The organism is Staphylococcus sp. FSL W8-1207, from assembly GCF_038003745.1.
GTDB classification, from domain to species: Bacteria; Bacillota; Bacilli; order Staphylococcales; family Staphylococcaceae; genus Staphylococcus; species Staphylococcus equorum.
On record NZ_JBBOPU010000001.1, the window covers coordinates 1,541,784 to 1,555,167 of the forward strand.

A 13,384-nucleotide genomic window follows, 5' to 3' on the forward strand; every position below is an offset into this window, starting at 1 on the left:
AAATGAATAGAATTTCAAAGGCTTTAATATGGTTTCTTTTAAGCTTTATTGTATTCCACATCATCCTCTTCATTATGTGGGGGGAAAAACAAGAGTATTGGTATTTATATACTGGCATTATGCTCATAGCTGGTATTAGTTATATCTTTTATCAAAGAGATATAGAATCTAAGAGATTACTTACTTCTTTAGGTGTTGGAATTGTTACTGGTATTGTATTAATTATTATTCAGCTGATTATTGCAGCAATTTCTTCGGATATAAAATATCTTGAATTAATTAAAGAATTAACAAGAACTGGCGTATATTTTAAATGGCAAATGTTAATAACATTAGTCTTTGTTATACCTTGTCATGAACTCTATATGAGAACAGTTTTACAAAAAGAATTGATTAAATTAAACATACCAAGTTGGCTTAGCATTATAATTACGGCGCTTTGCTCAGCTTCATTATTCTACTATCTAGATAATTTATGGATTGTTTTCTTCATCTTTATCGTACAAATTGCACTCTCAATAAGCTACTTTTATACGCGTAGAATTGCTACCACTGTAATAGCACAAATCGTTGCAGTAGTAATTCTATTAATATTCCATGCTTAACTTATTGCGGAACTTTATACGTTTTATTAAAAATTAAAAACTGGAAGGCGCTCATTAAAATAATGAGCGCCTTCCAGTTTTTTGTGCTATATAAAATAAATATATTATAATGCTCATTTTTCCAGTTATTACAACACTGTTGCATACGAGACACTTGACCAACTAGAATAGTCTAGCATGAATTGAAGGCTACATGCTGAGTCTATAGCCCTATCTTATGCAAACGAGGATATAGTAGTATTTATATTACAATCCTTTAGCCTATGTTATTACATTAAAGCTTTGTTTTTGATTTATTTTATACTGCTCATTTTTCAAATTTCTAGATATTAATTCTACCATCGTTATTTTGCCAGTTTCATGAATAACTGCATTTTCTAAATACTGTCTATAATTTCTATAACAATAATCTGTCATACTTACACGATACATATGATTCAGTCTTATGTTTTTTAAATTAACACGATTAAACGGTGCAGCATTCATATCAATTGTGTAATCCACGCCTTGCCAAAACGTACATAATGTTTCATCAATAATTGTTAAACTGAGTTCACCATGGCTAAATTCTATATGTGAATAGCCATACTCTAGAATATCTTTAATCTGCTGTCCTTTTAAAGTTAAATCAACTGGCACGTCAGGATGCGGATACGCTTTATATAATGCTTCATTGGTTATTGTTGCTTCTAAGCCTTCTTCTCCACTGGTAGGTAAATGTACACATGAAATATCATAATCAAACTCTGAGCGAATACCGTCATGTAAAAGTTGCGTGAAAGGATGGGGCTTCGTAATAACGTCTCCTAAACCATTTACTTGAGCAGAAACGGGCGTAACATTTAAAACTTCTTTCCCCCAATGTTCAACAGTTTTTCTATCATAAAATGTTAAGTTTAGTAAATCCTCATCTTCCTTATACTCATTTAAATCAACAATTTGTGACTCAACATCTTCTAATTCATATGAGGTAGTTCTTTGCTTAAAGTTAATTTTTACATGGACTAATTGTTCCGCATTTTGACCAGCTTGTACATACAATGTTTGATCATCTCTACCTATAAAAGTTTGATGTTGATGACCAGTAATCAGTAAATCAATCACGCCTAATGATTGCATAATTTTTTCCGCTTCATTCACGTTTTGTTCGCGTTCATTTGCGGATTTATTCAGTTGGTTTATACCACCATGATATATGACTATGAGAAAATCTGGCATTTCAGTTTCATGAATAAAGCGAATCCATCTTTTAGAAGCCACTAAAGTTTTATCAATTTGTAGCTCATTTTCCATTTCAAAGTGTTCGCGGTTCATCAATCCGTCTGAAGTTAATCCAACAATAGCTATCTTGACGCCTTCTACTTCTTTTATCGTATAAGGTGTAGAGAAATAAGGTTCTCTTGTACGCTTATATTCAATATTCGCCGATAACCATGGAAACCTGGATAAAGAGACCGCTCTTGAAAAGAAGGACAAACCGAATTTAAATTCATTAGGACTAATACCACTTGCATCATATTGCATAGCATTCATCAGCTTTATCATAGGATGACGCTTATATGGCGCAACAACAGCATAATAAAATGCAGCCAATGAACCAGCCAAACTACCGCCACTGTCCAACAAAATAACATGTTCATTTTCTTTTCTCTTCGTTTTAACGTAAGTACCTGCTCTATATATATTAGAACCATGATCTCCGTTTAGAAAATGACTGTGCATATCTGAAGTTGTGATAACATCTATTGTAATTCTCTCGCTTTTTTTCATATGCCTCTCCCCTCATTTCCTTCAGTTTAACATGTTTCTAAATACCCATGATAGCAAAAGGAAATATTACATTCTAAGAATTTTAATAATTTAAGAAGCCTTGCTTAAATCATTTAATTGCCTCTTTTTAGTGCTTTTACATTATTCTATAAAACATTGAAATTAAAAAACCCTCTCTTGCACTGTTTTCACAAGAAAGGGAATAACTTTATAATTAATCATCTTAAAACTATCAAAATGAAGTTTTAGCCAATTTGAATACGTTCTTTCGGATAATGGTATTTGTCTGGCTCTCTACGCCCACCAATCATAATAATAAAACTAATAAGTCCTACACGACCAATAAACATCAGTACCATCAATACGATCTTACTCATCCCACTAATGTCATCAGTAACACCTAATGATAGTCCACATGTACCAAACGCTGACATGACCTCGAAAAATGCTTGTAGAAATGATATTTTGCCATTTTCAACCACAAGTATTGTAATCGTACCTGCAAATGTGAGTATTCCTGCCATTGTAAAAACAGCAAATGAGCGTTGTACATCTGTTGTATGAATTTCACGATTAAATGCTTTAATCGAGGTTTTTTCATTATTATTGCTAAAGTTCAATAAGAATAAGATTAAGATTGCGAAAGTAGTCGTTCTAATACCACCACCTACTGAACTCGGTGAAGAACCTATAAACATTAAGACACTCATAATTACATTCGTACCTTCTCCAAAATTACTTACATCAATGGTTTGTAATCCGGCACTTCTTGTTGTTGCAGATTGGAACAGTGCGTAAAATAACGATTTATGCCACGTCATATTTTGAAAAGCATGGTTATGTTCAAATAATAAAATTATTATTGCGCCGAATACAAACAATACTAAGTAAGTCATTGTTGTAATTTTAGCAAATAATGAAAATCTAAAATTAGGTATTCTATTTTTAATGTATGCTTTTACTTCAATTAATACTGGAAAGCCAATAGATCCTAAAATAATTAAAAACATAACTATAGTCTGAACAAAATAGTCATTAGCATAAGGAATTAACGATTGTCCTGTTATGTCTAAACCGCCGTTTGTCGTTGCAGATACCGCTACAAACATGCCCTGCATAATTGCATATTGCAAATCTGGATTATCTCTATAAAAATAGAATGCTAATAATGACGCTCCAACAAGTTCTATAATTAAAATTGTACGTACAATATCTAGAATCAGTTTAACTGTACCACTCATGGTATCTTTATTATTATCAAGCATAATAAGCTGACGTTCACGCATGCCAATATGTTTTCCTAAAAACACCCATAGCATCGTACCAATGGCCATGACGCCAATACCACCGATATTTAGAATAATCATAATTATGATTTGTCCAAAAGTAGTATATGTCTCAACGATATTAACAGGTGATAAACCAGTCACACTCACGCCTGAAACTGCTACAAACAAAGAATCAATCGGGTCAACATTGATTCCAGATTTGTGAACAAATGGTAAATTAAGTAACAAAAATGCTACGATAATTGTAACAATATAATACATCACTATCCCTTGTTGAGGACTTGATTTTTTTAACAATTGATTGAAAATGGACAACGTTTATTCACCCCAACGCTACTTCAATTTAATCTTGATATCCTTAAGCTTACCATCTCTGTATATTTTAGCTGGTAATGTATCCAAATCATCTTTATGATTAAAAATAATTTGTCTATATCTTAGATTATCTTCTAATTCTTTACCATCTAATTCTACTATTACATCATCTTTTTGCAACCCAGATTTTTCACCTGTTGAATTTTCTTTAACTTCACCAATTAATACACCTGATTTCACATCTTCAGGTAGTTGTAATGATTGACGCATTTCATCATCGATATCGGCAACATTCATGATACGAATACCTGTATTAGGATATTTGACTTCACCTTTAGCTTCAAGTTCTTTTGCTATTGATTCAGCTTGATTTACTGGAATTGCAAATGCAATACCTTCTACATTATCCATATCTATCTTCAACGATGCAATGCCTATTAATTTACCATCTCTATTAACCACGCCACCACCAGAGTTACCAGGGTTTACTGGCGCATCGATTTGAAATGCATCCATTAATACATCATATTGTTCATCTTTATCAATATCTACAGGAATATGACGATTAAGACCTGATACGATTCCTTCTGAAACACTACCTTTAAAATCAACGCCTAGTGGATTCCCTACCACGATAATAGGTTCCCCTAATACTAAAGTGCTTGAATCACCCATTTCGATTGGTTTAACGTCGCTCCCAGACTTAACCTTTGCTTTAACCACTGCAATATCAGAGAATTTATCTGTACCAATAACTTTTCCTATTGAGTAGTCTCCATTACCATATGTAATCTTCTGTTCTTTCTTGTCTCCTACTACATGCGCATTTGTCATGATAAAAATAGAGTCGCCTACTTTTTTGTAGACGACACCTGATCCTAGCTCATTTTCTTTACCTGCTTCTTGTGTCTCTTTCTCTGCAGAAGAATCTTTGTTGCTTGTATCATTCTCAACCGTTACTACTGATTGCGTAGCACTATTAGCGCTCTTCATAGTTGTGGTATATGACTTTTCTTTACCCTTATTACTTTGGAAAATACTATCCTTGTCATTACCGTTTTGATCAACGTTAGCAAATATTGCATTCATCAATGTTAATAATAATATAACTGCAATAACAATAAGTACTTTAGGCCAATGTTCCTTAAAGAAATATTTAATCTTATCAACGTTGCTTAATTGTCCATTTTGATTGGTGTGATTTGGTCCTTGATGTTGAGATGCATGTTTGTTACGCGCTGTTGTTTGCGCTTTTTCTTCTTTTGCATCTACATCATCTTCTTCAACGTATGTTTCAACTCGAGATTGTTGTGCTTCTTCTGAATAAAAGTTATCTTCTTCATCAATTTTTGACGATTGATTTTTTGATAATGTGCTCTGCTCAGTAACCACTGTATCATTTTCTGTATTCTCTCGATGATCATCTGTTTCTTGCTCAGACTTACTTTGAGTATGATAATTAGCATTTTGCTTCTGTGGGTAACTTGAGGACTGTGTGGTATCTGATGACTGTTTATCGCTTGGTATATCTATATTTTCTTTAGAACCACTTTGTTTAGCCATCAAAGCCTGTTGTTGTTGTATCTCTTCTTGTGTTAGCTTTTCGATACGTGCTTTTCGTAAATTTTCTTTCACACGCTCTTCATTATTTTTGGCTAATTTTTGCGCTTTTTCTTTACGCTGTTCTCTGGCCTCATGCTCTAAATGTACACGTTGTTCACGTTCTTCATTATGAAAAAACTCACGTCGTTTACGTCCATATTTTTCTTTAGGAATGACGTGTTTTTTATTTTGAGTCACCTTAATCCCCCCTAATCTTACATAAATCTTCACTATCTATTATGACATAATATAATAGATAATTCTTCTTTATTTTCTTTTATAAAAGTAGATACATTCTGATTATAATCACTTTCTTTCTAAATTTCTAACTTTAAATGATTTTCTCAAATATTTTGACACATCCTTGCTCAATTTTAGTAAACGACAATATTAAAATTTATAAATAATACCTTACATGTTTTTACATAAAAAAACTGGAAAACCTCTATGAGCTTTTCCAGTTACTTTAACATTTACTTTTGCTTTTCTTTTTTCTTGTTATTTCTTAATGAAGTTAACCAACCAATAACTACTAACAATATCATGACAGTCCAGAAAATAGATTGCCATAACGTACTATGTGGGAAGTGTTCAGGTAAAACAGCGATTTCTTCATGCGCAAGAACCATGACCACTAATTTAACACCTACCCAACCAACAATAGCAAACGCTGCGCCTTCTAAACCTGGGTATTTGTTTAATAAGTTTACAAACCATGTTGCAGCGAAACGCATAATTACAACGCCCAACATACCACCTATGAACATAACAGCAAACTGACCTAAGTCCATTCCGCCGAAGTGGATGCCAACTGCTGGTAATGTCACTGCAATTGCAAGAGCTGCAAGCATTGAATCAATAGCAAATGCAATATCTGCAAATTCAACTTTTAATACAGTGCCCCAAAATTCTTTAGGGCTTGCGTGAATCTCTCCACCATCTTCATCAAAGTGATGATCATCACCAGCTTCTTGTTCTTCCTTATCTTTCTCTTTAAAGAAGGATATCAAATTGGTTATGGACATATATAGTAGGTATAATGCACCAAGTGCTTGTATCCACCAAAGATTTGCGATAATACTGATTAAGAATAAAGAAATAAAACGGAATACTAATGCACCTAATAAACCATAAAACAAAGCTTTTTTTCGTTGTTCAGGCGGTAAATGTTTAACCATAACTGCCATAACTACGGCATTATCTGCAGCCAATAGTCCTTCTAAAAATACTAGAACAACGAGCACCCATAAATAAGGTAAAATCATACTTGGATCCATCTAGGACAACTCCTTAATTTTTTAAACATAAAAATAGAGACCTAAGCTAAGTTAGTGTATTGCCGCTATTTAATTTAGTTCATTTAGTTTTTATACACTAAAGAACAAATCAATCACGTTATTCACTATTAGCAAAGGTCTCACTCGACAGTTTGTATCTGCCCATTTTACCGGAAGCAATCAAGCTTCGTAATGACGATAAAATGACTATGTTAAAAATATATATAAAGTATTTTCTTTAAGCATATAAATGCATGCTTCATATATATTTTTAATAAAAGTTGAGTTACTCCCCTCTGACTACAAAGTCATAGGTATTCTATTAATATCGTTATTATACACAAAATATAGTTTTATAACAAACCATATAATTTAATTTCTGGAAACTTCTCTTCAAACCATCTCGTTGCAAATTCATTATCAAATAAAAACACATAATTTTCATAAATATCTTTAACTAAAATTGAACGCGAGGTACTCATCTTGTCTTTAACTTCTTCTTCATTTTCTATCCAACGTGCAATTTTCGGACCGACTGCCTCCATGACAACATCGACATTGTATTCATTTTTTAAGCGGTGTTCGAATACTTCAAATTGTAACTGTCCAACTGCCCCAATAAGAATTTGGTTTGTGTGTAGTGCTTTATAATATTGAATCGCACCTTCTTGAACTAATTGTTCAATACCTTTATGAAAGTGCTTTTGTTTCATAACGTTTTTAGCTGAAACTTTCATAAATAACTCTGGCGTAAATTGTGGTAATTCTTGGAAACTGAATTTTTGATTACCACCAACTAACGTGTCACCAATTTGGTAATTACCAGTATCATACAAACCAATAATATCTCCAGCCACCGCATGGTTTACTGTTTCTTTATCATCAGCCATGAATGATGTTGAACGTGTGATTTTTTGTTTTTTCTTGGTACGCTGTAACGTAACATCCATGCCACGTTCAAAGGCACCGCTTACTACACGCATAAAGGCAATACGGTCTCTATGTTTAGGGTCCATGTTCGCTTGGATTTTGAAAATAAATCCTGAAAAATCTAAATCATAAGGTTTTACTTCCACTTCTTCTTTTGTTTGACGACTATGAGGCATTGGTGCATGATCCACATAAGCGTTTAAGAAGTTTTGAACTCCAAAATTAGCTAATGCCGAACCGAAAAATACAGGCGTTAATTCACCATTTAGTAATGCTTCATTATCAAAGTCTTCGCCCGCTTCTTCTACTAGCATCAACTCTTCAATAGCTTGAGAAAACGCGCTATCATTTTTCATTTTATGATCTTCTTCTAATTCAAAATCATCATTTAAATGCAGCGTATTTTCTTCTTCTCTAAAAGGCTCAATTGTATGTGAGTCGCGATCGATAATACCAAAGAAATTTTGTCCCATTCCTATCGGCCAATTCATGGGATATGTTTCAATTTCTAAAGTAGATTCAATTTCATCTAATAATTCAAATGGTTCTTTACCAACACGATCAAGTTTATTAATAAAAGTAAAGATTGGAATACCTCTCATTTTACAAACTTTAAAAAGTTTTAGTGTTTGTGGTTCAATTCCTTTTGCACAGTCAATTACCATTACAGCACTATCTACTGCTAAAAGTGTTCTATATGTGTCTTCTGAAAAATCTTCGTGTCCTGGCGTATCTAGAATGTTGATTTTATAGTGATCATAATCAAACTGCATCACTGAACTTGTAACTGAAATACCACGCTCTTGTTCTACTTTCATCCAGTCACTAGTTGCAAATTTTCCACTTTTTTTACCTTTAACAGTTCCTGCTTCTCTAATCGCACCACCAAATAATAATAACTTTTCAGTTAATGTGGTTTTACCAGCATCAGGATGAGATATAATTGCAAAGGTTTTTCTTGATTCTACTTCTTCCTTTATACTCATTTTTAGTCTCCTTTAATCCTCAAGTATCAATTTGACAATGTCAGTGGCAATCTTAGTTGCTGTAGACTCGTCAAGTAACGTAAACAAGTGTATCACAAGTTCATCATTGATATCATCTTCATTTAATGTTGTATCTATTTCTAATGACCAATTTAATTCTGGCAACGCAATTAAGTATACTTCCGCTTCAGTATTTTCATAAATATATAAATTTGAATGCACATCATTACAATCTATATTGCTAATCTTCAACTGGCTCACCACCAAATTTTTTATATGCCGCTTCTAAACCAATCAAATCATCTCTATGAGGTACTTTTACATGGCCGGGCATAATCTGATACGGCTCCCGCCCTTTCGAAGCTAATACTACTGTATCTCCAGGTTCAGCGATATCAATCGCATGGCGAATTCCTTCTGCACGATCATCAAATTCAATGTAATTTTGATGTGTCGCACCTTGTGCTAGTGCCTGTGTTAACACTTTAGGCTCATCGTTTGCTGGATTATCTGGTGTGAAAACCACGTAGTCCGCACGGCATGCAATACGTCCCATTTCAGGTGCTTTGCTCATATCTCGTTCTCCTGCCAAACCACATAAGAAAATTAATTTTTGTGAAGTAAAGGGTTGAACTGCATCAATTAATTTATCCATACCATCTGCTGTATGTGCATAATCAATAATCAAATCAATTGGTAACGTTTCGTCTAATACTTCGAGTCTGCCTTCGACTGGTTCTAAATTTTCAACTGCTTTTACAATTTCACTTAGATTAACGCCCTTACTCCAAACAGCAATCATTGCTGCCATAATATTAGAAACATTAAAAAGCCCGACATATGGTGATTTCACATAAAAATTACCCTCTGGCGTTACAAAATTAAAACTCGCACCCTGTAATGATTCATTTATATTTTCAGCCATAAATTGTGCTTTGTTATTAATGCCGTAAGTAAATGCTTCAAATGGTGATACTGACGCAAGATATTCAGAAAATCCATCATCTTGATTTAACACAACAAACTTTTCTTGAGACAAATCTTGGCCAAGTTGGCTAAATAATAGTGATTTTGCATGGCCATATGCTTCCATCGTACCGTGAAAATCTAAATGGTCTTGTGTTAAATTTGAAAAAATTGCCACATCAAAGTTAACACCACTTAAGCGTCCCAATGATAACCCATGACTTGAAACTTCTAAAGTCATAGCTTCAGCTTTCTTTTCAACAGCTTCATTGATTTTTTTAGTTAAAGCTACAGTTTCTGGTGTAGTATTAGAGCCTTTTGATTTTTCTTCATTAATCTGAAAACCATTTGTTCCTAAGTAAGCACTACCTTTACCTAATTTTCTATAGATATGGTGTATCATTGTAGCAATTGACGTCTTACCATTTGTTCCTGTAACACCATAAGTGACAAGCTGTTTACTTGGATAATTAAATAACTTGTTTGCTAATAGACTTGCTACGCGTAAAGTATCAGGTACTATGATTTGTGTCACATTACCGTCTAATTCTTGCGCTTGACTTACGACGACGATTTGGCAGCCTTGGTTTACTACGTCTTGACAGAATTTGTGACTATCAACAGTATAACCTTTCGATGCTACAAAAACGCTACCTTGTTGTGCAGTACGAGAATCAGTTGTGATATCTGTTACATCTCTCTCTAACGTACCGACAACTTGTTTTACTCTTATTTTTTTAAATAACAAATTTGCATCCAACATTTATCGCTCCTTTATTTCCAATACTTCTATTATACACGTTTTTCTTTGATTTTATAGAATCTATTATCTAGATTATAATAATTTCTTCCTATTATATATGTGCTTTTATAACAGGAAAATCACATGATTTTTTTGAGTTTAAATTAGCTTTGAATTCCTTTGTTAAATTTATGTAACTAATTTGTTAATGCTTTCTATATATTCACTTAATTTTTACTTTTCAAGCATACATTTATATTAAGCGTGGTAATGTATTAATATACAATGACTTGATTTACTGCATACATATTTCTGAATTCAGTATGAATCATTTCATATCAGTATGTAAAATGATATAATCTTCAGTAATTATGTTTTTTCTTTCGCATGTCAAAGAAATGCGTTAAACTTAGCATGAGCTAAATTTATACTATTGGAGGGTGGCTTAAATGGTTACTCAAAATAAAAAAATACTAATCCTTACTGGATCCTTTGGTAATGGTCATTTACAGGTTACTCAAAGTGTAGTGAACCAGTTTAACGAAATGAATCTAGACAATTTAACAGTTATTGAACATGATTTGTTTTTAGAAGCTCACCCAATACTGACTTCTATATGTAAAAAGTGGTACATTAACAGTTTTAAATATTTCAGAAATATGTACAAAGCATTTTACTATAGTCGTCCCGACCAATTAGACAAATGTTTCTATAAATACTATGGACTTAATAAATTAATAAATTTACTGTTAAAGGAAAAGCCTGATTTAGTCTTGCTTACTTTCCCAACACCAGTAATGTCTGTTTTAACAGAACAATTTGATATGAACATTCCTATTGCAACTGTGATGACAGATTATAGAATGCAAAAGAACTGGATAACTCCTCATTCTCAAAGATATTATCTAGCTACAGAAGAGTTAAAAGATGAGTTTGCTAGCATAGGTATTCCTAAATCCCAAATAAAAGTTACAGGAATCCCTATCGCAGATAAATTCGAAGAGGAAATTGATAAAACATCGTGGCTACGCCAAAATAATTTAGCCCCTGACAAACCAACAATACTTATGTCTGCAGGTGCCTTTGGTGTATCAAAAGGTTTCGATCAAATGATACAAGAAATATTAAACCGAAGTCCTCACTCTCAAGTCGTAATGATTTGTGGTAAAAATAAAGAATTGAAACGTACGTTATCTGCACAATTTAAAAATTACGACAACGTACTTATCGTAGGCTATACTAAGCATATGAATGAATGGATGGCTTCAAGCCAATTGATGATTACTAAACCAGGCGGCATCACAATATCCGAAGCCTTGACACGTCAAACACCTATGATTTTCTTAAATCCTGCTCCAGGTCAAGAGTTAGAGAATGCAAATTACTTTGAAGAAAAAGGATTTGGTTTGATTGCTGATACACCTGAAGAAGCAATTCAACAGGTGGCAACATTAACAAATACACCATCAAAAATAGCAGAAATGACTCAGTCAATGAATGAATCTCGAATTCCATATTCAACCTACAAGTTGTGTAATGACTTGTTAAATTTACTAGATCATTCATCTCGCTATGAAGAAGTTTACGGAAAGGTTCCTTTATATGCAAAGCTCTTCGTTAAATAAAGATAATTATCATTCAAGTAAAAACTTTATAATATTGTTAGTAATTTTGTTCTTAATGGAATTTGCCCGAGGCATGTATATATTAAGTTACTTAGCATTACTTCCAACAGCAACCTCAATTGCGGTAGGTATTACATCTATCGCTATTTCTGCTCATTTTATAGCTGATGCAACAACCAACTTCGTGATTGGTTTTTTACTTAAACGATTAGGCACGAAACTCGTACTCACATTAGGCTTCCTACTTGCATTCGGAAGCTTGTTCTTAGTCATTTGGTTCCCTACTTCTCCGATTGTTCTAATTATCAGTGCAGTACTACTTGGTATAGCTGTTAGTCCTATTTGGGTTATTATGCTTGCAAGTGTCGATGAGAAAAATCGTGGCAAACAAATGGGATATGTTTATTTTTCATGGCTCCTCGGTTTACTTGTGGGTATGGTGGGCATGAATCTTATCTTCAAGTTCCATCCGACGAAATTTGCATTTATGATGGCGTTAGTAGTACTAATTGCTTGGATTTTATATTACTTCGTGAAGATAAGACTTACGAATTATAATACTCGACCAGTTAAACAACAATTAGGTCAAATCGTAGATGTGACAAAACGTCATTTAATTTTATTCCCAGGTATTTTATTACAAGGTGCTTCTATCACAGCATTAGTTCCTATCCTACCTACATATGCAACAAAAGTTGTCGGTGTATCTACAGTAGAATATACTATGGCACTTGTATTTGGCGGTATTGGTTGTGCAATCTCAATGCTCTTCTTATCAAAAGTCATTGATAAACATGGCACATTATTTATGTACTGCGTCATTTTTGGTGGTTTTATATTATATACGATAATGATATTTGGTCTATCACTGATTACAGATATTGCACTTGTATGGATATTGGCAATCTTTATTGGTCTGATGTATGGTATATTACTACCTGTATGGAACACATTTATGGCAAGCCATATACATATAGATGAACAAGAAGAGACTTGGGGCGTATTTAACAGTGTACAAGGATTTGGTTCAATGATTGGTCCGCTTGTCGGTGGCTTAATCACCCAATTCACAGCTTCTGTAAATAATACGTTTTATTTCTCAGCATTATTATTCTTATTCTTAGCTATATTCTATGGCATATACTTTATTAGAAATAAAAAATATCACCTTAACTCATAACATATTCACAAAGATTATAATCACAAAATAAGGAGTCACTAACAATTTGTTAGTGACTCCTCTTTAATTCCATTTTTTATCGTAAGCAATCATAGAT

General features: G+C 33.2%; 10 protein-coding genes. 3 read left to right on the plus strand and 7 right to left on the minus strand.

Features of this window, described 5'->3' with window-relative positions:
- Positions 1–2 precede the first annotated feature (2 nt).
- Entirely contained in the window at positions 3–605 is a 603-nt protein-coding gene (locus NSR03_RS07700; RefSeq protein WP_002508074.1) for a CPBP family glutamic-type intramembrane protease, read from the plus strand.
- A gap of 261 nt (positions 606–866) precedes the next feature.
- Here NSR03_RS07700 and NSR03_RS07705 read toward each other — a convergent pair whose 3' ends face one another.
- The 7 genes from NSR03_RS07705 to NSR03_RS07735 form a co-directional block, all read right to left on the minus strand.
- A complete protein-coding gene (locus NSR03_RS07705; protein ID WP_021339510.1) occupies positions 867–2,375 on the minus strand; it encodes a bifunctional metallophosphatase/5'-nucleotidase in 1,509 nt (502 codons plus the stop codon).
- 245 nt (positions 2,376–2,620) lie between these two features.
- Positions 2,621–3,979 (minus strand): TrkH family potassium uptake protein, encoded by a 1,359-nt coding sequence (locus tag NSR03_RS07710; protein WP_340719198.1) that lies wholly within the window; start codon positions 3,977–3,979, stop codon positions 2,621–2,623.
- Positions 3,980–3,997: 18 nt separating this feature from the next.
- Positions 3,998–5,779: a S1C family serine protease gene (locus NSR03_RS07715; protein ID WP_065367380.1), complete on the minus strand. Its 1,782-nt coding sequence runs from the start codon at positions 5,777–5,779 to the stop codon at positions 3,998–4,000.
- A gap of 275 nt (positions 5,780–6,054) precedes the next feature.
- A complete protein-coding gene (locus NSR03_RS07720) occupies positions 6,055–6,858 on the minus strand; it encodes a TerC family protein (RefSeq protein ID WP_002508078.1) in 804 nt (267 codons plus the stop codon).
- A gap of 353 nt (positions 6,859–7,211) precedes the next feature.
- Entirely contained in the window at positions 7,212–8,774 is a 1,563-nt protein-coding gene (locus tag NSR03_RS07725) for a peptide chain release factor 3 (RefSeq protein ID WP_021339508.1), read from the minus strand.
- A 12-nt stretch (positions 8,775–8,786) separates the two neighbouring features.
- Positions 8,787–9,026, minus strand: a complete 240-nt coding sequence (locus tag NSR03_RS07730) for a YueH family protein (protein ID WP_021339507.1) — start codon at positions 9,024–9,026, stop codon at positions 8,787–8,789.
- Positions 9,016–10,500, minus strand: coding sequence for a UDP-N-acetylmuramoyl-L-alanyl-D-glutamate--L-lysine ligase (locus NSR03_RS07735; RefSeq protein WP_069821017.1), 1,485 nt, complete (start codon positions 10,498–10,500; stop codon positions 9,016–9,018). The genes NSR03_RS07730 and NSR03_RS07735 overlap by 11 nt, the downstream gene beginning before the upstream one ends.
- Before the next feature lie 431 nt (positions 10,501–10,931).
- Here NSR03_RS07735 and NSR03_RS07740 point away from each other — a divergent pair, with 431 nt between their 5' ends.
- Together NSR03_RS07740 and ltaA are read left to right on the plus strand one after the other, a co-directional pair.
- Positions 10,932–12,107 carry a diglucosyl diacylglycerol synthase gene (locus tag NSR03_RS07740; RefSeq protein ID WP_069821014.1) on the plus strand — a complete coding sequence of 392 codons (1,176 nt, stop codon included), beginning with the start codon at positions 10,932–10,934 and terminating at the stop codon, positions 12,105–12,107.
- A complete protein-coding gene (ltaA, locus tag NSR03_RS07745; RefSeq protein WP_064783040.1) occupies positions 12,085–13,287 on the plus strand; it encodes a lipoteichoic acid biosynthesis MFS flippase LtaA in 1,203 nt (400 codons plus the stop codon). Before NSR03_RS07740 ends, ltaA begins: the two co-directional genes overlap by 23 nt.
- The last annotated feature ends 97 nt before the right edge of the window (positions 13,288–13,384 follow it).